Source organism: Bacillus sp. FSL K6-1145 (assembly GCF_038003425.1).
In the GTDB taxonomy this organism is placed as follows: Bacteria; Bacillota; Bacilli; order Bacillales; family Bacillaceae; genus Bacillus; species Bacillus pumilus.
On sequence record NZ_JBBOPC010000001.1, the window covers coordinates 1,900,776 to 1,923,401 of the forward strand.

The following is a 22,626-nucleotide window of genomic DNA, read 5'->3' on the forward strand; positions in this document are numbered from 1 at the left end:
AATTTATTGTCGTGTATTAAATGTTTGCATCCTGAAAATGAATTCAGTAAAATGGCAAATAATCCTACTGCTTCCTCCCGAATATATTGGGGAGGGTTCACACTTGTTTACATTATCGGATATGTGGACGTTTTGCTGGTCGTTTTTTGTCATTCTTCCTATCGTTGCCATCCTGCATCAGCTTGGCCATATTGTGGTCGCGTGGATGTTTGGAGCAAAGGTTTCCTTTGCGCTTGGCAGAGGGAAAAAAGTGTTGAAAGTAGGCGTCGTTGAAATTAGACGAATCTATTTTCTAGATGCATTTTGCCACTATGAAGAAATGAGGAAAAACAACCGATTGTCGCACATTCTTGTCTACTTAGGCGGTTCATTATGCAACCTGCTCAGTGTTCTCATACTGAACACAATGATCGCCAATGATTTCCTGCCAGAGCACCAATTTTTCTATCAATTTGCTTACTTCTCAGTCTACTATGTATTTTTTGCACTGCTGCCAGTCCAGTATGCAGATCATCATCCGAGTGATGGGCAAGCGATTGTGAACATCATTCGACACGGTGAACCATGCGACATCATTGACTAACATGATGACTTTCACTGTCAATATGATAATGAATCGTTAAAAAAGGAATACCGAACAGCTTCATTTGATGTACCGCTGTGAGACTTTGATCTGTCTCCGGCTTCATATGAAAGCTTTCTTCCATTGGCAGTTTCATGGTGATAAAAGGCGTATGCAAATACAATCCTTCGTCACCGGTACTGCCTTTTGGACATGCGCTTTTTAATAGAAAATCTCCTTTCTCATTAAAAGGCTTTAAAATAGCTGTCAGCTGAGAATACGGAAGTGGCAGCGCAATATTCATATAACCCGAAGCTGCATCGTAATGAAGAGCATAAAGTGCAAAAAAGACTTGCTCTCCTTTTACATTGTGACGTATCCAAGCCCGAACATTTTCCCTTTCTTCCTTCGGATGTTGAAATCTAGTCAGACATCCCTGCATCTCATATGGATGACGAGATAACCCCAAATAAAGCTGACCTATTTTCTTAAACACTGGCTGAAGTAAAAAAACAAACGGCCTTACCCACCAATGAAAGCTGACGGCTGCTTTTAATGTAAAAGCCATAGGGTCTTCATAAAATCTGCGAATCACAGGTGACACCCTATCAGCTGAAAACGTCGTTCCATTTAATTCATCAAGCGAATCGACTAAACCCAGCTTCTCATGGTTATGCACGCTTTCCTCTTGAAAAGAGATCAGTTGAAACCGGCCATACACTTTCGAAATCGGAAAGTTCTTCTGCTTTAATTGATCCTTCGGCCCTTCAATCAGCCAGCCAATCAACCCCGGCAAAATCACAAAAAAAGCATTGATACTGCCATGAAACCAAATCATCTGATCCATGCTGATGTAGGTCACACGCATCAGCATACCAGCGGAATAAAGAAGTGATAACACGATCGTCCCCATTAAAACTAAGCTAGAAAACACAACAAGACCTTTTGCCAAAGTCGACCGAAATCTTGTTTTCATACAAAGGATGCCATATATGTAGAGGGCCATTACATAAAGAATGACGCTGAACGTATCAAATAGACGGGAAAAGCTAATCCCAACAGCTATCATCACAGGCGACAGCAAAATCACCCAGCCTGCCGCTTTGTATAAAGCTGTCTCTTTTGTTCGCTGTCTTCCTAAAAATCCATAAAAAAGTGGGATAAAAAAAGCCGAGTAATGAAAATGAATAGCGGTCAAAAGAACAATGATCGGCGAAAATGTCATCACCTGTATATCTGCTGTGTACAGCCAAAACCACAGACCGCCTAAAGCGAGATACATCCATGCGCCATCAATCATCAGCTCATGAAGCGGAAAGATTCCTCTTTTCAGCAAACGAGAAAAGCCAAATAACGCCAATAAGATTGTATATAAAAGCCATCCCGATGCAAACCAAGCGGAATGATAGATAAAAGCAGTGGTTGCACAAAGAGCCGCTAGTGGAAAGGCTCTCATTAAAAAGCCGATCAGCCTCTCTGGCTTGTGTTTCTTCCCTTCTTTCTCAAAAAAGTGTAAGGCAGAGGGAACAAAAAATAGAATTGCCATGAGAACAAAAAATTCTGCTACCCGGCCTGTCATGAAACGGGTGGCGATAAAACAAGACATGAAGATCAGACTGGATGTCAAATGCCACTTATTCATCATGAGACACCCTTTCTGTAAAACGGCCTTTATATGTAAAAAGAGTACCAAACAGGCGATTTTTCACGTGGACATCAATGGTATATTCACCTGCATGTTCATCGTAGCCTTCCGTTACATCTGACACACCATAAAGCCATGAAGGCAGCGGCCATTCCCTGCCGAACATCAAAAACTTCTGCCGGCCGGATTGGATGTGCAAGAAACCATGCTTTGTTACTGTAAAATGAAGCTCTGACACAAGAAGTCTAGGCTTTCCAAAGTAGTCTAGTACTGTATGACTCTTCTGATCAATGATCATATCTGCATCAAAGTGCCGCTCCTTCTTTGGGAAATAAAACGTTCGATACCAGTGCATCCCTTCCTCTCCCTTATGTGTCACAAAGGGATCATTGACAATTTGGAAAGGAATGTCTTTTCCTCTTTCAGGGAAAAAGCACCGAAACAAAGAACCAATTCTGAAAATAAATCGAATGAGTCTTGACCCGCCGCCTATTTCCTCCATGGTGCCTTCAGCAGAAAACGCGCGATTGTATCTCTCTTTTAGCTTTGGATGCAGTTTATCGTAATCCTTTACTTGATGACGATGAACGACCATGTCTACCTCCCCTTTTTCGTTTGATGGAAAATACATCTACACAATCTTTTAGATTGATCATACCTGCAATCGACAAAATGAAAAATGCACTTATCACAAGCGGCTCATGAAGCGTCGTTTGCGGGGATAGGACCCCTATACAAAGCATGATGAGAAGAAACATACTTTGAAAAATGAATAGATATTTCTTTGTTAGCTTGGGAATTAGCCATGATACGCCTAAAAGCGCATAAAACAATCGGAAACTCGTGCTATGATCAAAAGCCGAATGTGAAAAAGGAATGACCGCTTGGCATAGCCAGACGATGGCAAACAGCAAACAAATCCCGTAATGAGCAAGTGTTCTCTCTAGCAACAAACGGGGATGTGTTCCCTTTTCAAGCCACGTCTTTAATGCCCCAAAACTAAAGGCTGTCATAAACCCGATCATTGGGCGAAAAAGAATCCGGTCTGCCCATGTCCATCCTTTTCCTTCTTTCGTTTTGTAATCAAATTGAGTTTGAAACACAATGTGGTCGCTTGTTTTCATATACTTCCAGTAGCCGCTGCCTTCTTTGATAAAAGACAATGGGTGTGACGATTTGAAATGAAGTGAGGATGCCCGCTCATTCCGTTCATCCATCATTCTTGTTCGATAAGCTCCTGTCCCTGTGACACTTAAACCAAACCCAAGATGCTTTTCATACAAAAAGGATTGGGGCTGTTCATTTTGAGGTTCATTTAATGAAATGGTTGAAAAGCGCAAATCCCATTGTTCATGAAGCTTTGGATTTTGCGTATATTCCCATACTTTCTCTATCGGTGCATGAATGGTTGTTTCCACATAAACAGGCTTTCTTTTCATCTGCCTCTACTCCTCTATGTGAATTATTTCACATAACAAGCATACCATGTTTCACAAAACTGTCAAATGTTTATTCTTTTTTTGTCAAAAAATTGGTTCAAGATGGTCGCCTCTTTAACATATCGGTTCACTACCAAAAAAAGACCTGTCAATGAGACAGATCTTCTTTTTGCAACACACCTGAGATATAAAGCTTGACCGCATAGCTCACACTGTCTTCAAGCTGTTCTTTTCGTTGAAATCCATTTTTATTTGAAATATCACCGAAGCCGTGCAATAAGCTTCTTAGTCCTCTGACCACATGTGTCATCTCTTCTTCTTTGACACCAAAACGGGCCATGATGGATTGGACAAATTCAACAAGGCGCTCTGCCTCACTTCTTACTTTTTTCTCCTCCATATGTGAAAAGGCCGCTTCATAAAGGCCTGGATGTTCGCGGACAAATTGAACATACTGTTTGGCAAAGGCTAACACAGCTTCTTCTTTATCCAATCCCTCTGTTACGTGTATACCTTCTTCACGTAGCATGGACAGCCCTTTTTCTGCGAGTGCCGCCTGAATTTCAAGAAGACCAGATACATGATTATAAAGAGAAGGTGGTCTGATGTTCAGCTTTTTAGACAATGTAGCAATGGTCAATGCAGAAAAGCCCTCTTCATCAACAAATGCGGCCGCTGTATCGATGATTTTTTCTTGCGTGATACCCATTCTTGGAGACACGGTTTACTGCTCCCCTTTCTTTAACTGATGCTGCCTTTTTGTTATGGCAGCTTGAAGCTTGGCATGAGGTTCCATGATAAGATCACCATGTCCTACTGCAAGACAAGATAAGGGAAGTGCCAGCAATTTTTCGGCACTTTTGAGTGCTGTTTCTGCATCCCAAGTGGCAAAAGCCGGGAACGGGAAGGTCAAGCGAAACTCACCCGTTACGAATAAACCGCCTTTTGTCACAAGTGCATCTCCTGCAATGACAATCCCTGACCTTTCATCGTATAAAGAAATGCTTCCAGGTGTATGTCCTGGTGTTGAGATGACTTTAAGTGACCCAATCTCGTCCCCTTCTTCGACAAGCACATCTGGTTTTGTGTGAATGTCTTTTGAAAAACTGCCTTTAATTTTTTGCTGAGGTTCACCAGGAAGCAAGGAAAAATCACCTTCAAAAAGGAGGGCATCGCGTTTTGATAAATAAACGACTGCCTCTGGAAAAGCCTTTTTCACTTCATCTAGTGCACCGATATGATCCATATGACTATGAGTGAGAATAATCTTGTCGATTGGCTTGTCTTTTTTGTGTGCAAATTCAATGATCGAGCTTGCTGCCATTTTTAAAGCAGCATCAATTAATATCAGTCCATTTTCTTCCTCAAATACATAGCAATTTACCGGAAATAGACGCGGCATCAATGTGAGCTGGTGCAGGCGATCAAAAGTTGTCAATCTCATCATATGTCCTCCTAAAACTAATGTTGTTAGTTTTATATTAACTAATGATATTAGTTTTAGCAAGCATTTCTTCATCAACCGCAATATAAATATCAATTTGCGCTTCTTTTGGATCTATAGATCTTTCATCATACCATTCAAAGTCGCCTGTATATGTGCGGTAATGGCGCTCATCCCACGCCCAAATCTGCTGCCATGTCTCCAACACAACCTCTTCAATAGGTCCCTTTCTCGTTCGGAATTTTGCGTAAGTCGATGAAGGAATCTCTATGACATGTTCTACCTGCTGATCCACGAATTGCCCAGCAGTAAATAAATAAGAGCCATGCTCATCTTTTTCATAATCTGAATATAATCCTATGACGGGCGCTTGCCCTCCGTGAAGCTGCTGCGCAAAAAATTGTTGCCAGAGTGGAGCAATCTTCCGCTCTTTTGTTTGCTCCATTTCGTTTGTTGTTCGAACAGACAACCCTTTCATCCATTGTTTCTCTAATGTCACGATATCGTACATACATTCTCATCTCCTTTTTTTCTATCATATAAAAAGAAACCTGACAACATTGTGTCAAGTTTCTATTCGTTTGAGAAATTGTTTCAACTGAATGTCAAACGCTTCTTTGACATGCTTCGGGGAAAGAATGTCAACATCTGGACCTAAATGGAATAGGAAACTATTTAACCAATCATCAAGAGGTACGGTAATGGTGGCAAGGTAAGTGCCGTCTGAACAAACATTCAATTCGTTCTCATCTACCCACTCCTTCACTTTCCCCACTGATGCTTCCGTTAACCTGAGCGTGACAGAGCTGACCGACGGTTGTTCTTGCCAAGAATCATTCCAAGGCTTTTCTTCGTTTTTGATTCTTTTCGGTTGAAAATACCCTGAAATGGTGACAAGACCCGTCATTCTAGTTAGCTTGAACAGACGAAAAGCTTTTTTTACACAACAGAACGCATACAAATACCAATGCCTCCCTTTTAAAACGAGCGTATAAGGCTCCACTTTGCGTGGAAGTGTTTCACCTTTCGCATTGCGGTAAGTAAACTGAATGTATTGGTGCGCTGACGCAGCTGTATGAATGAGCTGGAGCTTCTTTTCTGCCTGGCTGTCTTTTCCCCAGGAGCTTAAATCAATGAAGACATGATGCTGTTTTTCGTTTTCACACGTATGCGTGGGAATAAGCGATTTGATTTTTTTCAGTACATGTTCGCTTTCTTTAAAGGAATAGGCACTCGTCATGCTTTCGAGGGCTGTTAAAATGACCTCGATGTCATCATCGGTAAATAATTTTTTCTCTAAACGATAATCCTCAACAAGTGAAATGCCTCCACCTGCTCCTTGGGTTGTGACAACAGGGATTCCCGCTTGATTGATGGTATCAATGTCACGATAAATGGTCCTCGTGCTCACTTCGTGAAGTTCAGCAAGATCTTTCGCCTGTACTTGCTTCTTGCTAATGAGCAGCATCACAGTAGATAAAATGCGGTCGATTTTCATGACTTTTCCTCTTTTTCATAAATGTAGGTTTTGTTTTGATAAAAAAAGAAAGAATGGTAAAGATAAGTAACAGCCAGCATTCGTTTACATCCCTGCACGTGCAGGAGGAGGTTGCATCATGACACATAACGTGTGGCAATTGTTCATGATTGGGAGCATTATGTTGATCTGCATCATGATTCGAATGAATCGAATGAGACGCTTTCAGCTTGTACGCCCCATCAGGCTTTTGATGAGAATGTATCTCTTTGGTCTTTCAGCCCTTATTCTCCTATCAGAAGGATGGCAAAATCATAATATCCTTATCTATGCCGCTATTGGTATGCTTTTTGGAAGCAGCCTAGCTGTTCATGCCTATCAGACGATTCGTATGAAAGAAGAAAATGGCCGGCTGTATATGAAAACGAGTAAATGGATTGAAAGCTTCATTTTATGTTTGTTTTTATCCAGGCTTAGTTTTAAGCTGGTTGAGCTCACAAACCATTCGATGACCAAAATCAGTGTCGTTGAACTGTATCAGCACATCGTGAGCGATGATGCGATGACCATGCTCAGCTTTTTTCTTTTAGCTGCTTACTATGTTGTTTTTTCTTTTCACATGATGAAAGCAAATAAACGATCGACACATGTGCATCATGCATAAAAACCTTCCTATATGAAAGTAGGAAGGTTTTTTATCAATCGTGCTGTGCATGGTGAATCATCTGTTCAAGCACTTCCATCACATGCTGATCTTCAGGGCTGTAAAAAATCGAGGTCCCTGCTCGTCTAGATTTCACGAGACGAAGGTTTTTTAAAAAGCGCAGCTGATGAGAAACGGTTGATTGCATGAGATTCAGTGTTTCTGCTATATCATTTACCGAGTGTTCACCTTGAGACAGCAGGTGCAGAATTCGAATACGTGTCGGATCAGATAAAGCTTTAAAGGTTTGGGAGACAAGAAATAGACTTTCTTCATCCAGCTCCATCCGTTCCTGTTCTTGATTTGTATTCAGTTCTTCCTTCATTTTGCTTCACCTTTCTTGTCCGTCAAATCACGACTTATTCTATGTATCATCATATACCAAAACGTCCGGCATGCAAAGAGAGCACACTTTAGAAAAAAGATTTACTCAAATAGCATTGACACTTGGTAGCATTCTTTTTAAAATGAGCATTATTTATTCATTTTTTTAGAGGAGCTGATAGGCAAATTGACTGAAGAGCCAAGACTAAAACGCAGCCTGACTGTCTTTCCACTTGTTGTGATCGGGCTTGCTTATATGGATCCACTTGTCGTATTTGATTCATACGGCATTGTGGCTCAGCTGACGAAAGGACACGTCGCTACAGCTTATATATTTACGTTACTTGCATTACTATTGACAGCGCTTAGCTATGGGAATATGGTGAAGGCTTTTCCAAAAGCAGGATCTGCTTATACATACGCGCAAAAAAGTATTCATCCTCATGTTGGCTTTCTTGTAGGCTGGACACTTTTACTGGATTATTTATTTTTGCCTATGGTGAATTTTGCGATTGGAAGTGCTTATTTAACCGCAGCCTTTCCTGATGTACCTCATTACATTTGGATCTCCATACTTGCTATCGCCATAACGACTGTCAATGTAATCGGTATACGGCTTACAGCCAACATCACGGCACTATTTGTGACCTTTCAGGTCATTGTCGCCGTCACTTTTGTTGGGTTTATTATGTATGGGCTCACGCAAAACGCAGGCAGCGGGGAATTATTGTCCGCCCGGCCTTTTTATTCGGCGAGCTTAGATCCAGCGCTTATTTTTTCAGGAGCAACCATTTTATGTTTTTCGTTTCTAGGATTTGATGCGATTTCGACCCTGTCTGAGGAAACCATTAAGCCAAAAAAGACGATCCCACTTGCCATCTTCTTAACCGTCGCCATTGGAGGCGTACTGTTTACCTTGACGTCTTATTTTTTGCAGCAAGTATTTCCAAATTTTCAGCAGTTCAAGCATCCCGATGCTGCCTCACTTGAAATTGCGGATTTTGTGGGCGGCGCCTTTCTCCACTCGTTTTTTTTAGCTGGCACAATGGTCGCTGTTATCTCTTCTTCCTTATCGTCACATGCAAGTGCAGCAAGGCTATTATATGCAATGGGTAGAGATGAGTCGTTACCGAAGCGTTTCTTCGGATATATACATCCGAGATTAAAAACGCCTGTTTTTAATATTTTATTAATTGGTGCTTTCTCCTTAACCGCAGTCGTTGGCGAACTTGAAGTCATTTATTCCTTTATCAGCTTCGGCGCGTTGATTGGATTCACATTAGTGAACTTATCTGTTTTTGCGTACTATTTCATTAGACAAAAACAAAGAGGTGTACTCAATACATTGAGATACGCAGTGATTCCTCTGTGCGGGACGGCCTTTTGTATATGGCTGTTAACGAACATCAGTACAAATGCATTAATCATTGGTTTGCTTTGGCTGATTATCGGTTTTGTTTATTTCTGCTACAGACTGAAAACAAGACCCGAATTTACATTTGGGTACGATTGATTATAAGGTTTTCACTTGGTATCTTGTGCAGGATATGGCATAATAAAAAGGCTGTACTTCCCTTTTAAAAGCGGGGCAAAACAGGGGTGAACTGACCTTGAAAAAGAAAAAAACAGGATGTTTTGCCATTTCAGGCTGCTTCACGATTTTTCTGTTTGTTTTCGTATTAGCAGCCATTGTCATGTCCTTTAATCAAAAGGAGTTAAAAAAGCTGCCGATTGATACGGAATCAATTGTTTTGTCGAGATTGGATGATTTCAAACCGCTTGTAGAAACAGAGTTAAGAGATCAAGATTTAGATCAATATACCGCGTTAATCCTCGGTATGATGTATCAAGAATCAAAAGGCAGAGGCGGAGATCCAATGCAGTCCTCTGAATCTCTTGGTTTGAAACGAAATGAAATCAATGACCCTCAGAAAAGCATTAGACAAGGAGTCCATCATTTTTCTACTATGTACAAGCATGGGAAGAAAAAAGGCGTTGATTTGGAAACCATTATCCAAAGCTATAATATGGGAATTGGCTATATTGATTTTGTTGCAAAAAACGGGGGAAAACATTCCGAGAAATTGGCAAAACAATACTCTAAAAAGCAAGTGAAACGAAACCCAGAAGTCTATACGTGCGGAGGCAACAAAGATAACTTCCGCTACCCATATTGCTTCGGTGACTTCACTTATGCTGAAAAAGTAAAAGAAAAAACGAAAACAGTTGAAGAAAAGATGAAATTGGCTTCGTCATCCTCACCATCATCGTAAAAAAAGCACTTCCTAGATGGAAGTGCTTTTCATTTTATCGATGTTCTTTCCCGATTTCCGGCAGGATCGTTTTCGCTAAATGCTGATCCATTTCCTCATATTCATCATAATGAATCGTTTCATACAGCTCTTGTCTCGTTTGCATGTCCTTTAGCATTCCTTGCTGCGTCCCCTTCTCCATGATTTCTGTAAATAAACGCTCATACGCTTTTGCAGCGACTCTGAGTGATGACACAGGGTAAATGACCATTTGAAAGCCAAATACAGAAAATTCGTCTGCATGATAATAAGGCGTCTTGCCAAACTCCGTCATATTTGCAAGAAGCGGTCCTTTAATATTGTTTGACGCATGCGTGAAGTCCTCTGCTGTGATGAGTGCCTCAGGAAAAATAGCGTCAGCTCCTGCTTCTACGTAAAGATTGGCCCTGCGGATGACATCCTCCATCCCATTTACGGACCTTGCATCGGTTCTCGCAATCACCAAAAGCGTTGGTGCCGCTTGTTTGATGGCTTTGATTTTTGCGATCATCTCTTCTACTGGAACGAGCGATTTTCCGTTTAAATGTCCGCATTTTTTTGGCATTTGCTGATCTTCAATTTGAACAGCTGCCACCTTACTTTCTACCATTTCCTTTGCCGCCCTTGCAGCATTCAATACACCGCCATAGCCAGTATCCATATCGACCAAAAGCGGCAGCTGAGAAGCTCGAATAATTTCCTTCGCTTTTTCAGCCATTTCCGTTGAATGGATCATGCCGAGATCAGGCAATCCTTTGCTGGCACAAAAGGCGGCTCCGGATAAATAGAGCCCTTGGAAGCCCATTTTTTTTGCATAGAGCGCAGACATTCCATCGTGAACGCCTGGAATTTGAAATAAAGCTGATTTGTGCATTTGTTCTTGAAAGGCTGCGGCTAAATCTACTTGACTTGATTCATCATTCACGATCCACACACTAATTCCCTCCCTTATATGACGAATAAGTCCATAAATGCTGGTACGGTTGTTGTTTTTAATTGATTTGGATTTTGACAGAGTGACACAATTTGATCCACTTGTTTTTGTGGAAATCTCGTCTTCAAATGATAGAGCCATTTCTTTTCAAGCAGAGGAATGCCTTCCTGCCTTCTTCTGCGATGACCAAGTGGATATTCAATTTCGATTCGGTCTGTCATCGTCCCGTCTTTAAAGAAGATCTGCACACTGTTTGCAATGGATCTCTTTTTCGGATCTAAATAATCCGCTGTATATTGTTTATCTTCTTTGACGACCATTTGATCCCGGAGACGATCAATGACCGGATTTTGCGCCGTTTCTTCTTCATAATGGTCAGCTGTGAGCTCACCATAGATTAATCCAATCGCAGTAATATATTGCAAGCAATGATCGCGGTCTGCTGGATTATACAGCGGTCCCTTCTTATCGATAATCCGAATCGCTGATTCATGTGTTGTAATCTCTACTCGGTCAATGTCATCTAATCGACCTTTTACAGCGTCATGCAGGATCATAGCAGCCTCTGCAGCCGTTTGGGCATGGAACTCAGCAGGATAAGCAATTTTGAAAAGCACATTTTCGATGACGTATGATCCTAGCGGCTGAGCGAGTGTGAGAGATTTCCCTTTCATCAGAACATCTTCAAAGCCCCACTTCTCTGCACTAAGCGGCGTTTGATAGCCCATTTCCCCTTTGAGTGTCATCATTGCGAGTCTCACCCCACGGCTTGTTGCATCACCCGCTGCCCATGATTTCCTTGATCCTGTGTTCGGGGCATGACGGTATGTTCTAAGCGGTGAATTATCAACAAACGCTTGCGATAAAACATGCTGCACGTCTTCCTTTGTTCCGCCAAGCAATGCACATACAACAGCACTTGTTGCTACTTTGACAAATAGCACATGATCCAAGCCATTGCGATTCAGACAATTTTCTAAAGCCAGCACGCCTTGAATTTCATGTGCTTTGACGATCGCATGTAGTACGTCATTCATCGAAAGCGGCTCTTCCCCGTTTGCAAGCCGTGTTCTGCTGATGTAATCACTCACAGCTAATATCCCGCCTAAGTTATCTGACGGATGTCCCCACTCCTCTGCAAGCCACGTGTCATTATAATCTAACCAGCGAATCATACAGCCTATATCAAAAGCCGCTTGAACAGGATCTAGCACAAAGGAAGTACCTGGAACTCTTGCTCCATTAGGTACAACGGTTCCAGGGACGATCGGTCCAAGATGCTTCGTACATTCAGGAAAATTGAGCGCCAGCATTCCGCAGCCAAGTGTGTCTATGAGCACATAGCGTGCCGTTTCAATGGCTTCTTTACTCGTAATTTCCCCGTCTACTGCATAGGCTGCGATTTCTTCTAATAGCTGATCCGTTTGATTGGCGACTGCTGTTTTATTCATGTTCATTCCCCCATTTTTCCATCATCATCTGAAACTTTTAATCCTCTTGGCCCTAAATAACGGACTCTCGGTCTGAAAATGCGATTATGCAAATGCTGTTCAATGACATGAGCAGCTAATCCACTTGCCCTTGCAGCAAAGAAAATCGGTGTATAAAGTGAAATTGGAATCCCGAGCACGTAATAAATAGGTGCGGCGTAATAATCAAGGTTCGGATAGAGGTTTTTCTTCTCTTTCATGTATGCCTCTCCTGCTACACACATGTCATAAAGCGTTGTATCTCCCTTTGATTCCGTAAGCGTTTTCAATGATCGTTTTAAAAGAGCGGCTCTTGGGTCCATTTTTCTCATGTATACCCTATGGCCAAAGCCCATCATTTTTTCCTTTGCTGCTAATTTTCGCTCAATCAGCGCAAGGAAGCCTTCCGTTGTTTTCCCTTCGAGAAGCATATGCATGACAGCTTCATTCGCTCCTCCGTGCAAGTCACCTTTTAATGAAGAAATTGCTCCAGTAAAAGCACCATACATATCAGAATGTGTGGATGCGATGACTCTAGCCGCAAACGTTGAATTAGGCAGCTCATGTTCACTATATAATGTGAGTGTTTGGTCAAAAGCGGTGATTTCGTCTTGGGTTGGCGTGCGTCCTGTTAGCATGGTTAAAAAGGTTTCAGTGTAGGATTTGGTCTGATCTGGAGAAATAGCGGCGTCTTTTGTGAGAATATGATAGCTTCCAGCGACAATGGCCGGTAGCTGGCCGAGTAATCGAACAGCACGCTTTTGCTGGCATGCTTCTGATCGATCTTGTAACGCATCATCGTACCCACTAAGAGCAGATATGCACGTTCTCATGGCATCCATCGGATGTGTGGTTTTTGGCAGTTTTGTTAAAATGGTTTGAATGGTTGGATGTAAGTTGGTTTGTGAGGAAATGTCTTGCTGAAACTGGTGATATTCCATCGCATCTGGTAATCTTCCATAAATAAGCAGATAGGCTGTTTCTAAATAGGTCTTTTTTTGTGCCAACTCGATGAGGTCATACCCGCGAATTACAATCTCTTCTTGCTGCACATCTAAGTATGAGATAGACGTTTCGCTTGCCACAATGTCTTCAAGCCCCGGTTTATACTGCAGTTGTTCAGTCATCATATAACCCCCGTTTCGTTCAATTGTTGTTCTCCAAACGAGCAAACGGCCAGAAATGATGTGAGTCTATAGATGGGAAGATACCGTGCAAGTCGGATACCCAATTCCCATTTTATCCAAAGCACTGCATCTTGTAAATAAAAGAACGTATGTCCAGTTGGACATACGTTAGCTGTAGTATGGAGAAATCATCATATACACAATGACGCCAGTGAGACTGACATAAAGCCACAGCGGCATGGTCCAGCGAGCAATTTTACGGTGACGCTCGACTTGCATCTGTGCGCCTCTAAACAGCGTAATCAGGGCAAGCGGTACAATGACTGCTGATAAGACGATATGTGTGATTAAAATAAAGAAATAAATTGGACGGATAATCCCTTCTCCTCCGAAATGGGTATCAGCTGCCATTGAGTGATAGGTCACATACGAAATTAAAAAGACAAGTGTCGTTGAAAATGCAGCAAAGATAAATCGTCTGTGCGCTTTAATGTTCTTTTGTTTAATCATGATGAGTGCTGAAAGTAAAAAGATAAACGTAAAGCTGTTCATCACGGCATTAAGTAACGGCAAAAATGTAATATCCAGATGGCTAAATTTATCTGATTTTGGCATTAAAAATAATAAAGCGATTAATCCGTTGATGGCAATTGTTAAAATGATCACAATACCAGTAAAATTTTTCGGTTTTTGATTCTGTTCGTTCATGTTTGAAAACCTCTCTTTATTAGTTCCGACTAAGAGTATGTTATTTAAATTTCTCTATAAAGTCAATGAATTCGCTGTCTTCGTCGAATTTTAGACAAACTTGCAGGTTGCAGGCGTTCTAACGGCTTGAAAGATCCATCCACTTCCTTTAAAATTGGAATTTATGTGATTTTGATCATTTCTGATAGGAAAGGAGTAATGGACTTGTCAATCTTACAGGAAACAGCCAACGATGTGAAGACGTTAGAGCAAGAATTACAGCAATTGCAGTTCCAAATGTATCGAATGCAAGAAAATATGAAAGATATTTCGAAAAAAGCAAAGATCATTGGCATCGATCAAGCGAAAGAAGATGAGTGGCTGATCGTCTCTGCCATTGAAAGTGCAGATACATGTAAAATTATGCTCAGCGATTGTGAAAAAGCTTTTCGCGGACAATCTGATTTTTCCTTAATTGCGGAATATCCTGAAGAAGGAAAGATTCATATTGCCGATATTAAAGGCCCGCCAGATAATGGATACGGCTCCATCTGCATGAAGCATTTAAAAGAAATCGCAAGAGAGCAGAACATACCCGTGATTACTGGCGACCTCGTCAAAAGAGACTGGGATCACGTAGATCGCTTAATTCATTTTTATGAAAAGCATCAATTTGATGTCCAGATCAATTGGAAAGAACAAAGCGGAGAAATTTATTGGGTGGACAGCTAACGACAAAAACCAGCGTGTATCATAAGATATGCGCTGCTTTTTGTCGAAAATGCAAATTTTTCTGAAAAATATGTGTATTTTTGACCAAAAAAAGGGTACAATAAAAGCATCAGGCCGCCACCTGATGCTTTCTTCCAAAAAACAATTGTTTACTAGTTAAGTACTTTTACTTTGACTGATTTTACGCCCCAATTTTTCGCTTGGGATTTGCTTGGTACATGTACATCAATTTTGTTACCTTTAATTGCGCCGCCAGTATCTGCTGCGATGGCTTCACCGTAGCCTTCAACATAAACCTTACTTCCTAATGGAATGACATTAGGATCTACTGCAATGACTTTTGCATTTGGGTTTTTGTTTAAGTTTACCCCTGTTGCAGTAATACCTGAGATGCCACCATCATTTGCTGTATAAGCCGTAGCTGTAACAGTCATTTCTTTTTGTACACTCTGACTAGCAGAAGATGATTCTGCTTTAGCTGTTTCCTTTTTAGGAGCAGCTTTTTTCGTTGTTTGCTCTTTTTGGACAGGTTCCTGTTTTTGAACAGGTTCTGAGCTTACCGGAGCCGAGCTTTGGCCAGCAACACTTAGTGTTGAACCAACCATAATTATATCTGAGTTTAAGTTATTCCAAGACTTAATATCGCTAATTGACACATTGAATTTTTGAGCGATTTTCCAGAGGCTGTCCCCCTTCTGGACTTTATACTGCTCCTGAGTTTTCTCTTTTGAAGAGATTGTCAATTTATCACCTACATAGATCATATCAGTAGATAAATTGTTCCAACCCTTTAGGTCCTTTAGAGACACATCATTTTTTTGTGAGATTCCCCAAAGTGTATCACCTTTCTGTACAGTGATTTCCTTTGCAGAAGCTTGCTGCGCTCCAAATGCTGTTGTTGAGATTGCTGCAACAGCAACCAAGGACATAATAGTCTTCTTCATAAAGTAAATCCTCCCTTGTTAGCTTTTTATGGCGGCTAACGAGTGCTATCGTAACATATGTAAATGTCAATTCAATAACAAAACGATATGTTTTAGATTACAGTTCCTTTACATGAAACATCTCTCTCCATTGGTAAATCAGACCACAAAACGGCTTGATTCCCCGCCATATCAAGGTTTTAAAAGGATCAAAAACGGCCTGCTGAAAACGTGTCCAAGTGCAGCGAAAAATATTTATTTTTCTTCTTCAAACTCTTTATTTTTTCTCTTTTTCTATAAATAAACGAATTTCTTCTAAAAAAACATCTCCGTATTTCTCTCTTTTTTGAGCGCCAATCCCCTTAATTTGGAGTAATTCATCATCTGTTTGAGGCTCTACCGCTGACATTTCCTTCAATGTTTGATCAGAAAAGACAACAAACGGCGGAACACCTTGCTCTCTAGCTAGCTTCATTCTTAGCGATCTCAATCGCTCAAATAATGCATCGTTTTCTTGAATGGCTTCTGCTTTGATCGCCTGCTTTTTATACACAGCCTCTTGTCCAACTAACACTTTCTTCCCTCTATGGGTCACCTTCAGTGTTGGGTAAGCTCCTTCAGACATGTGCAAATACTCTTCTGTAATTAAAAATTCAATGAAGTCACTGATTTGCTGAGCCGAATGTTGTTTCATTAAAGCATATGTAGGGAGACGATCGAAACCTAGCTCTAGCACTTTTTTGTTTTTAGAGCCCGCCAATACTTGGGCGATCATCATTTTACCGAAGCGCTCATTCATTCTCACTGTACAAGATAACACCATCTGTGCTTCTCTTGTGACCTCTTCACGCTCTCTTTCATCAAGGCAGTTGCTGCATTTACCACAAGGCGAACTAGCTGTTTGATCAAAATAATCCATCACAAATTGCTGCAGACATTGCTCAGTATGACAGTAATCCACCATTTGCCTTAATTTAAGCAGCTCATGCTGGTAGCGCGTCTCATCTTCTATTGACTGTTCAATGAGAAAGCGCTGCACTCTTACACCTTGAGGTGAAAACAGTAAGATGCATTCACTTTCAAGCCCATCTCTGCCGGCACGCCCAGCTTCTTGATAGTAGCTTTCAATATCCCTTGGAATTTGATGATGGATCACAAAACGGACATTCGACTTATTGATTCCCATGCCAAATGCTGATGTGGCGACCATCACCTGGATATCATCATTTAAAAAGAGGTTTTGCTGCTCTTCTCTCGTATGATCATCCAATCCACCATGATAAACGCCAGCTTTGATCTTTTGTTTTTTTAGTCGATGATAAATATTATCCGCTTCTTTACGAGTGGCTGTATAAATAATGCCAGACTCAAGACTGTTTTTCTTCATATATTGTGTGATAAAACGTTCACTGTTTTCTCCTTTGATCACTTGAAAGGACAAATTTTCTCTAGCAAACCCAGTAAAGACGGTTTCTTCTCCGTTTATGCCAAGCTGTTCACATATATCTTGGTGTACCTTTTTCGTCGCTGTAGCTGTTAATGCGACAATCACCGGTCTTTTTGACAGCTTGTTCAAGCATTCTTGAATGAAGCGATAACTTGGCCTAAAATCATGTCCCCACTCGGATATACAGTGCGCTTCATCAATCGCGATTAAAGGAATCGTTAACCGATCTAACAGCTGAAAAAAACGTTCATTTTGTAAGCGTTCAGGTGTGATATAAAGCAGTTCGTATTCCCCATTTTCGCATTTTTTCAGCCTTTCATTCATTTCAGCTGCGGACAGAGTGCTGTTTAAAAAGGAAGAACGTATGCCCATCTCATTTAACGCATCAACCTGATCCTTCATTAAAGAAATAAGCGGAGATACTACGATCGTTGTACCTTCCATCATTAGCGCAGGGATCTGATAGCAAACTGACTTCCCTCCGCCTGTCGGCATAATGCAGACGGTATCCTTTTGTTTATTTACAATCGCTTCAATGGCTTGTTTCTGTCCTTTTCTAAAGGCATCAAAGCCATAATATTGTTTCAGGAGTGCTTCTGCTTGTTCTAACATTCAATTCCCTCTCCGTCATTTGTTTTGTCCATTTTAACATAGATTCTTGCCTCTACAGGCGATCAGTCGAATTTCGTCTTTTTACAAAATAAAAAGCCATTTTCCGAAATGGAAAATGGCTTGAATCATCCTAGGAAAAGCTGCGGATGCCGTAATCTAAGTAAGAAAGTTTTAAACCACCACTCCTCAAAGTGGGTGTTTGCAGAAACGTTCCTGTCTTCCTCTCTAAGGAGGCATGACATTCCGGCTTCAATATAAAACTCCCTATTACAGCTTAAAGGTTAAAACTTAATTAACATTACGCGCATCGCAGCCTTTAAACTATATTACACGAAAGTTTATTAAATTTCAAGAGATCTTTTTTCTATGAAATACTCATGTATACAAGATATTTGTCATTGCATACATAAGAAAAAATTATTCTGAAAAAATGTAACTTCGATTTATTATCCTATTTTTCTTCGTCTATGTCAACATCCTGTTCTTCCTCTAATCGTTCATACGTATCTGAATGCATCTGATCCATTGTTTGTCTATTTGTTAAATCACGCATTTGATCTGAGAAATTACGGTCAAACTCGTTTGGGTCTTGAGTGGTTTCTTCATTTTTCTTCGCATCGATTGAATAACGTGTATAGGGAACTGCTTTTAAACGTTCATATGGAATGTCTTTCCCTGTTTTCTCACAGACCCCATATGTTCCGTCTTCCATTCGTTTCAGGGCTGCATCAATTTCAGCTTCAAGCTGGCCATCAACTTGGTCCAACGTTTGTTCGGTCATGCGGTCTAAATAGATGCTCCCATGATCAGCGATATGGTTCCCAACACCATTTGAAATCTCGCTCGATTCACTTAGCATAGATTCTTCTTTCTTTTTTGACCCTTTTACATCTTCCTTTAATTGATTCAATCTTTCGTATAAATCAGCTTTTTGTTCTTTCGTTAAGCCCACGGTCAATCACTCCTTTCTTATTCCCTTCCCGCTGCAAACGAAATGAAAACATCAAAAAAGCCGCCGCCTTATTGGCAGCAGCTTGCTTCTCTTACAGGGTGCGAAGTGCTTCTTCTACTGGTTTATCCCCTTTAATTAAGTCAAAGGATTTATTTTTCACATTGGATTCTGTTAAGCTTTCCACTAGTACAGTGGCTACGTCCTCTCTTGAAATCTCAATGTTTTGATTATCTGAAATATGCTCCGCAGCTTCAATCTTTCCTGTCTTTTCCTCATGCAGCAAGGCACCTGGACGGACAATGGTATAGGAAAGTCCAGACTGTTTTAGATGTTCATCTGCTTTTCTTTTCGCCTCATAATAAATTTCCATACTTCCTTGCCCTTTTCCCTGGTTTGGATCATCGGCATTAAAGGAACTCAGCATCACAAAATGCTGAATGTTTTCTTTTTTCGCTGTGTCGACAAGACGTTTTGCACCTTCTTGATCCACTGCAATGGTCTTATCTGCACCTGTTTTCGAGCCTGAACCAGCTGCAAAGATGACAGCATCTGCTTGTTTCACAGCATCTGTCACATCCTTTTCAAGATCACCGATGACAGGCGCTGCACCAAGTTCTTTTAGCGCATCCGCTTGTTTTTCATCTCGAATGAGAGCAAGCGGCTCATGTCCTTTTTCTTTTAAATAACGAATGACGAGTCTACCTGTATGTCCATTTGCTCCAGCAACTAATACTTTCATTGTTCATTCCCCTTTCTGTATCTGTTTCATCTTTATCCTTTTTTGCTATCATTCAAACACCTAAACAAAAAAGCCCTTCCCAGAAAATATCTGGAAGGGCTCAGGCAATGTGCGATCTATTAAAATAAATACGTAGAATGAGAAAAGTGCATGTGATCTATGTAATCGCAAGGTTGATCAGCAAATATGTTTTGTCAAAATGGCTTGAACATCACTCAAATCCGTCTCTTTTGAAAAATCAAGTTCAAATACTTTTGAGCTTGTGACAAGCAGCATACCTGTGTCCTGATCAAACACGCCAGCTTCTTGAATGGCAAAACTTTCAATTGATCGATATGGCAAGGAGACCCTAACTTTCTTCTTAGAAAATACGCGGTTATCGCCAAAGATCAGTCGTTTATTGGTGAAACAAATTTGGTCGTGACGCAGTCTGTAAACAGCTTCAATTCTTTCCCCTTCAATTAGTAAGGATTCGAATTTCTTATCATTTTGTTTACTGACAGAAAAAATACCCACGTAAACCCCCTCTTCCTCCATCAAATTCCTTTATGAAAAAACGGCCACACGCTCTGTGGGTACGTTTTGTTCTCACTTATAGAATACGCTATAAATGATCGTTATTCCATTACGAATAGATTAAATTTCATTTAACTTTTTCTTTTTGATTCGATGCTCTTTCCTCTACTTATTTAGACAGTTAAAGCAGGAAAAAAGTTTCAGTTCTTTTTGAGAAAAATGGTTGAATTGTGACCAATAAAAAAACAGTGATTTTTTCAAATCACTGTCAGCGTGTAGACAAACCCTCGCATTCTTTGTCAGTCCGGTGATCACGAATGTCAAATTCGCTCCGCGCCGGTACTCGTCCTTCCTAGGGCTGCAAAGGTTTTCATGTCACACTGAAAAAGAAGACAAAGTGCTAAAATAAAGATCATTTTAGCACTCTGTCAACAATCTGGACTATTCGTCTTTTGGTGTTTCAATGGTTCCCTCGGCATATACATCGGAAATCTGCTCAAGCGTAATTGCCATATCAGCATCTTCGTTATCATGCCAAGCATTTTGTTGATTCTGCTCATCTGTTTGCTTCTTTTTCATCATCATCACCCTTTACTGTTTTTCTTAGTATGAGTGATGATGATCAAAATCATTCAGCAGAAAAGTCTTCGAAATACTCTTTATAATACCCGCCTACTTTACCTGTATTATCAACGACAAACAGGAATTCTTCTGTTTCATTTTTCACTTCATATGTGCTTCCAACCGTTAGTGCACGGTCGACCATATATTTTTTCGCATTCGTATGTATACATTTTACTTGTTTTAACGTTTGAGCCGTTTGCCAGTTTTGATGGATCATGATTTAAAAACTCCTTTTTTCATCTATACATTTATTGTAGCCAATTTTTCATGAAATGCAATGAGTGTTATGGATTGCTTTCAAAGATGTCATGTAATATGATGAATGTATACGTTTACATCCATGTGCGTATACTAGATCATTTGCTTCAGGTCCGCTTTTTCACCTAGAACTCGCAGAACAATCCATATCTTTAAGGAGGTTTGTTTATTTATGAGCTCTACAACACTTCAAATTAGTTCAAAACTCGAATCTTTTCTCCAAGGGACGAAAAAACTCTACATTAATGGTCAGTTTGTCACAAGTCACGATAACAAAACCTTTTCAACTCCTAACCCAGCCACAGGTGAAACCCTTATTGATGTATATGAAGCAGGTGCAAAAGACATTGATGAGGCAGTAAAAGCAGCCAAAAAAGCCTTTCATGGTCCTTGGCGCTCCATGTCTGCCGCCGAACGCGCCCGGCTCATGTTCAAGCTTGCTGATTTAATGGAAGAAAACCAAGAAGAGCTCGCTCAGCTTGAAACTTTAGATAACGGAAAGCCAATTAATGAAACAACCAATGCAGATATCCCTCTCGCAATCGAGCATATGCGCTATTATGCGGGCTGGACAACCAAAATAAGTGGACAAACCATTCCTGTCAGCCAAGGATACTTTAATTATACCCGTCATGAGCCTGTTGGCGTTGTTGGACAAATCATTCCTTGGAACTTCCCGCTGCTCATGGCCATGTGGAAAATGGGTGCTGCACTTGCGACAGGCTGCACCATCGTGTTAAAACCAGCTGAACAAACACCCCTCTCTGCTCTTTATTTAGCTGAATTAGTGGATAAAGCCGGCTTCCCAGAAGGTGTGATTAACATCGTACCTGGATTTGGCGAAACAGCCGGGAATGCGTTAACCGATCACCCTGATGTGAATAAGCTTGCCTTCACGGGGTCAACAAGTGTTGGGAAACTCATCATGGAGAAAGCAGCCAAATCCATTAAGAGGGTCACATTAGAACTTGGCGGAAAATCACCAAATATTATTTTGCCAGACGCTGATTTAAAGAAAGCCATTCCAGGTGCTTTAAATGGGGTCATGTTTAACCAAGGTCAGGTATGCTGTGCTGGTTCTAGGGTCTTTGTTCACCGGAGCAAATATGATGAGGTTGTCGATCAAATGGCTGAATATGCGACATCCCTCAAACAAGGAGCCGGTCTTCATCAAGATACGCAAATCGGACCTCTCGTAAGTAAAGAACAGCACGAGCGCGTGTTAGGCTATATTGAAAAAGGTAAATCAGAAGGTGCAACAGCCGTTGTCGGTGGCGATTGCCCTTATGAGGCTGGTTATTTTGTCTCCCCTACTGTTTTTAAAGATGTAGAAGATGACATGACCATCGCAAAAGAAGAAATCTTTGGACCTGTCCTATCTGCGATTCCTTACGATTCCATTGATGAAGTGGTCGAAAGAGCCAACCAGTCTGACTATGGTTTAGCCGCAGGACTTTGGACAGAAAACTTAAAGCATGCCCATGACATTGCTGCACGTCTTGAAGCAGGCACGATTTGGGTCAACTGCTATAACGTCTTTGATGCTGCCTCCCCGTTTGGAGGATACAAGCAATCAGGTCTTGGCAGAGAAATGGGATCATACGCCCTTAACAACTATACAGAAGTCAAAAGTGTGTGGATTAATCTCCAAGACTAATGACGCCTATAAAGCCGGTGACCATGTCATCGGCTTTTTTGTGATTGCATGTGACAGGCAGGCT

At 41.0% G+C, this 22,626-nt stretch carries 25 protein-coding genes and 1 other RNA gene; 6 read left to right on the forward strand and 20 right to left on the reverse strand.

Annotated features, from left to right (window positions below; genetic code table 11):
• The first annotated feature begins 103 nt into the window (after positions 1 to 103).
• Positions 104 to 583, forward strand: a complete 480-nt coding sequence (locus MHH41_RS09345; protein ID WP_003216048.1) for a site-2 protease family protein — start codon at positions 104 to 106, stop codon at positions 581 to 583.
• Here MHH41_RS09345 and MHH41_RS09350 read toward each other — a convergent pair.
• From MHH41_RS09350 to MHH41_RS09380, 7 genes are all read right to left on the reverse strand, one after another.
• A complete protein-coding gene (locus tag MHH41_RS09350; RefSeq protein ID WP_340866230.1) occupies positions 573 to 2,204 on the reverse strand; it encodes a YndJ family protein in 1,632 nt (543 codons plus the stop codon). The two genes, MHH41_RS09345 and MHH41_RS09350, sit on opposite strands and share 11 nt — an antisense overlap.
• Positions 2,197 to 2,802 (reverse strand): DUF4166 domain-containing protein, encoded by a 606-nt coding sequence (locus MHH41_RS09355; RefSeq protein WP_251190421.1) that lies wholly within the window; start codon positions 2,800 to 2,802, stop codon positions 2,197 to 2,199. The genes MHH41_RS09350 and MHH41_RS09355 overlap by 8 nt, the downstream gene beginning before the upstream one ends.
• On the reverse strand, positions 2,765 to 3,646 hold the full coding sequence (locus MHH41_RS09360) for a hypothetical protein (protein WP_226803596.1): 882 nt from the start codon (positions 3,644 to 3,646) through the stop codon (positions 2,765 to 2,767). Before MHH41_RS09360 ends, MHH41_RS09355 begins: the two co-directional genes overlap by 38 nt.
• 148 nt (positions 3,647 to 3,794) lie before the next feature.
• Entirely contained in the window at positions 3,795 to 4,367 is a 573-nt protein-coding gene (locus MHH41_RS09365; RefSeq protein WP_003216130.1) for a TetR/AcrR family transcriptional regulator, read from the reverse strand.
• A gap of 3 nt (positions 4,368 to 4,370) precedes the next feature.
• Positions 4,371 to 5,090, reverse strand: coding sequence for an MBL fold metallo-hydrolase (locus tag MHH41_RS09370; RefSeq protein ID WP_137055102.1), 720 nt, complete (start codon positions 5,088 to 5,090; stop codon positions 4,371 to 4,373).
• Between the two features lie 37 nt (positions 5,091 to 5,127).
• A complete protein-coding gene (locus MHH41_RS09375; protein ID WP_137055101.1) occupies positions 5,128 to 5,601 on the reverse strand; it encodes a GyrI-like domain-containing protein in 474 nt (157 codons plus the stop codon).
• A 54-nt stretch (positions 5,602 to 5,655) separates the two neighbouring features.
• Positions 5,656 to 6,588 (reverse strand): helix-turn-helix transcriptional regulator, encoded by a 933-nt coding sequence (locus MHH41_RS09380; protein ID WP_050943934.1) that lies wholly within the window; start codon positions 6,586 to 6,588, stop codon positions 5,656 to 5,658.
• A gap of 118 nt (positions 6,589 to 6,706) precedes the next feature.
• On the opposite strand from MHH41_RS09380, the gene MHH41_RS09385 reads away from it, so the two are divergent.
• Positions 6,707 to 7,231 (forward strand): hypothetical protein, encoded by a 525-nt coding sequence (locus MHH41_RS09385; protein WP_050943933.1) that lies wholly within the window; start codon positions 6,707 to 6,709, stop codon positions 7,229 to 7,231.
• 34 nt (positions 7,232 to 7,265) lie between these two features.
• Here the strand turns inward: MHH41_RS09385 and czrA are convergent, their stop codons facing one another.
• Positions 7,266 to 7,595 (reverse strand): Zn(II)-responsive metalloregulatory transcriptional repressor CzrA, encoded by a 330-nt coding sequence (gene czrA, locus MHH41_RS09390; RefSeq protein WP_007500691.1) that lies wholly within the window; start codon positions 7,593 to 7,595, stop codon positions 7,266 to 7,268.
• A gap of 186 nt (positions 7,596 to 7,781) precedes the next feature.
• Here czrA and MHH41_RS09395 point away from each other — a divergent pair, with 186 nt between their 5' ends.
• Positions 7,782 to 9,107, forward strand: coding sequence for an APC family permease (locus MHH41_RS09395; RefSeq protein ID WP_050943932.1), 1,326 nt, complete (start codon positions 7,782 to 7,784; stop codon positions 9,105 to 9,107).
• A 97-nt stretch (positions 9,108 to 9,204) separates the two neighbouring features.
• A complete protein-coding gene (locus MHH41_RS09400; RefSeq protein ID WP_003215897.1) occupies positions 9,205 to 9,867 on the forward strand; it encodes a lysozyme family protein in 663 nt (220 codons plus the stop codon).
• Between the two features lie 34 nt (positions 9,868 to 9,901).
• Here MHH41_RS09400 and prpB read toward each other — a convergent pair whose 3' ends face one another.
• From prpB to MHH41_RS09420, 4 genes are all read right to left on the reverse strand, one after another.
• On the reverse strand, positions 9,902 to 10,819 hold the full coding sequence (gene prpB / locus MHH41_RS09405; protein WP_050943931.1) for a methylisocitrate lyase: 918 nt from the start codon (positions 10,817 to 10,819) through the stop codon (positions 9,902 to 9,904).
• Between the two features lie 14 nt (positions 10,820 to 10,833).
• On the reverse strand, positions 10,834 to 12,270 hold the full coding sequence (locus MHH41_RS09410) for a bifunctional 2-methylcitrate dehydratase/aconitate hydratase (RefSeq protein ID WP_050943930.1): 1,437 nt from the start codon (positions 12,268 to 12,270) through the stop codon (positions 10,834 to 10,836).
• Positions 12,271 to 12,272: 2 nt separating this feature from the next.
• The gene (gene mmgD, locus MHH41_RS09415) at positions 12,273 to 13,415 is read right to left on the reverse strand and encodes a citrate synthase (RefSeq protein ID WP_050943929.1); all 1,143 of its coding nucleotides are present in this window, start codon (positions 13,413 to 13,415) and stop codon (positions 12,273 to 12,275) included.
• Between the two features lie 168 nt (positions 13,416 to 13,583).
• Positions 13,584 to 14,123: a DUF420 domain-containing protein gene (locus MHH41_RS09420; RefSeq protein ID WP_003215636.1), complete on the reverse strand. Its 540-nt coding sequence runs from the start codon at positions 14,121 to 14,123 to the stop codon at positions 13,584 to 13,586.
• A gap of 198 nt (positions 14,124 to 14,321) precedes the next feature.
• Here MHH41_RS09420 and MHH41_RS09425 point away from each other — a divergent pair, with 198 nt between their 5' ends.
• Entirely contained in the window at positions 14,322 to 14,834 is a 513-nt protein-coding gene (locus MHH41_RS09425) for a hypothetical protein (RefSeq protein WP_050782689.1), read from the forward strand.
• Between the two features lie 152 nt (positions 14,835 to 14,986).
• Here the strand turns inward: MHH41_RS09425 and MHH41_RS09430 are convergent, their stop codons facing one another.
• The 8 genes from MHH41_RS09430 to MHH41_RS09465 form a co-directional block, all read right to left on the reverse strand.
• The gene (locus MHH41_RS09430; RefSeq protein ID WP_003216022.1) at positions 14,987 to 15,778 is read right to left on the reverse strand and encodes a LysM peptidoglycan-binding and 3D domain-containing protein; all 792 of its coding nucleotides are present in this window, start codon (positions 15,776 to 15,778) and stop codon (positions 14,987 to 14,989) included.
• Between the two features lie 256 nt (positions 15,779 to 16,034).
• Entirely contained in the window at positions 16,035 to 17,816 is a 1,782-nt protein-coding gene (gene recQ, locus MHH41_RS09435; protein WP_340866234.1) for a DNA helicase RecQ, read from the reverse strand.
• Between the two features lie 133 nt (positions 17,817 to 17,949).
• A non-coding RNA gene (gene ssrS, locus MHH41_RS09440) (6S RNA) lies at positions 17,950 to 18,135 on the reverse strand.
• A gap of 132 nt (positions 18,136 to 18,267) precedes the next feature.
• A complete protein-coding gene (locus tag MHH41_RS09445) occupies positions 18,268 to 18,768 on the reverse strand; it encodes a TraR/DksA family transcriptional regulator (RefSeq protein ID WP_003215876.1) in 501 nt (166 codons plus the stop codon).
• Between the two features lie 91 nt (positions 18,769 to 18,859).
• Positions 18,860 to 19,507: an SDR family oxidoreductase gene (locus MHH41_RS09450; protein ID WP_003216148.1), complete on the reverse strand. Its 648-nt coding sequence runs from the start codon at positions 19,505 to 19,507 to the stop codon at positions 18,860 to 18,862.
• 177 nt (positions 19,508 to 19,684) lie between these two features.
• On the reverse strand, positions 19,685 to 20,023 hold the full coding sequence (locus MHH41_RS09455) for a PH domain-containing protein (RefSeq protein ID WP_003215537.1): 339 nt from the start codon (positions 20,021 to 20,023) through the stop codon (positions 19,685 to 19,687).
• A gap of 441 nt (positions 20,024 to 20,464) precedes the next feature.
• Positions 20,465 to 20,602, reverse strand: coding sequence for a DUF4025 domain-containing protein (locus MHH41_RS09460; RefSeq protein WP_223250615.1), 138 nt, complete (start codon positions 20,600 to 20,602; stop codon positions 20,465 to 20,467).
• A 49-nt stretch (positions 20,603 to 20,651) separates the two neighbouring features.
• Complete coding sequence (locus MHH41_RS09465; protein WP_003215772.1) at positions 20,652 to 20,864, reverse strand: DUF6501 family protein; 213 nt, start codon at positions 20,862 to 20,864, stop codon at positions 20,652 to 20,654.
• A gap of 213 nt (positions 20,865 to 21,077) precedes the next feature.
• Here MHH41_RS09465 and MHH41_RS09470 point away from each other — a divergent pair, with 213 nt between their 5' ends.
• Complete coding sequence (locus MHH41_RS09470; protein WP_340866237.1) at positions 21,078 to 22,562, forward strand: aldehyde dehydrogenase family protein; 1,485 nt, start codon at positions 21,078 to 21,080, stop codon at positions 22,560 to 22,562.
• Positions 22,563 to 22,626 lie beyond the last annotated feature (64 nt).

Coding starts and splice junctions, on each gene's coding strand:
- MHH41_RS09355 (WP_251190421.1), bottom strand. CDS start 2,802: ATGGTCGTTCATCGTCATCAAGTAAAGGATTACGATAAACTGCATCCA.
- MHH41_RS09370 (WP_137055102.1), bottom strand. CDS start 5,090: ATGAGATTGACAACTTTTGATCGCCTGCACCAGCTCACATTGATGCCG.
- MHH41_RS09385 (WP_050943933.1), top strand. CDS start 6,707: ATGACACATAACGTGTGGCAATTGTTCATGATTGGGAGCATTATGTTG.
- MHH41_RS09425 (WP_050782689.1), top strand. CDS start 14,322: ATGGACTTGTCAATCTTACAGGAAACAGCCAACGATGTGAAGACGTTA.
- MHH41_RS09450 (WP_003216148.1), bottom strand. CDS start 19,507: ATGAAAGTATTAGTTGCTGGAGCAAATGGACATACAGGTAGACTCGTC.
- recQ (WP_340866234.1), bottom strand. CDS start 17,816: ATGTTAGAACAAGCAGAAGCACTCCTGAAACAATATTATGGCTTTGAT.
- MHH41_RS09380 (WP_050943934.1), bottom strand. CDS start 6,588: ATGAAAATCGACCGCATTTTATCTACTGTGATGCTGCTCATTAGCAAG.
- MHH41_RS09360 (WP_226803596.1), bottom strand. CDS start 3,646: ATGAAAAGAAAGCCTGTTTATGTGGAAACAACCATTCATGCACCGATA.
- MHH41_RS09420 (WP_003215636.1), bottom strand. CDS start 14,123: ATGAACGAACAGAATCAAAAACCGAAAAATTTTACTGGTATTGTGATC.
- MHH41_RS09430 (WP_003216022.1), bottom strand. CDS start 15,778: ATGAAGAAGACTATTATGTCCTTGGTTGCTGTTGCAGCAATCTCAACA.
- MHH41_RS09470 (WP_340866237.1), top strand. CDS start 21,078: ATGAGCTCTACAACACTTCAAATTAGTTCAAAACTCGAATCTTTTCTC.
- MHH41_RS09375 (WP_137055101.1), bottom strand. CDS start 5,601: ATGTACGATATCGTGACATTAGAGAAACAATGGATGAAAGGGTTGTCT.
- mmgD (WP_050943929.1), bottom strand. CDS start 13,415: ATGACTGAACAACTGCAGTATAAACCGGGGCTTGAAGACATTGTGGCA.
- MHH41_RS09460 (WP_223250615.1), bottom strand. CDS start 20,602: ATGAAAAAGAAGCAAACAGATGAGCAGAATCAACAAAATGCTTGGCAT.
- czrA (WP_007500691.1), bottom strand. CDS start 7,595: ATGAAGGAAGAACTGAATACAAATCAAGAACAGGAACGGATGGAGCTG.
- MHH41_RS09410 (WP_050943930.1), bottom strand. CDS start 12,270: ATGAATAAAACAGCAGTCGCCAATCAAACGGATCAGCTATTAGAAGAA.
- MHH41_RS09465 (WP_003215772.1), bottom strand. CDS start 20,864: ATGATCCATCAAAACTGGCAAACGGCTCAAACGTTAAAACAAGTAAAA.
- MHH41_RS09350 (WP_340866230.1), bottom strand. CDS start 2,204: ATGAATAAGTGGCATTTGACATCCAGTCTGATCTTCATGTCTTGTTTT.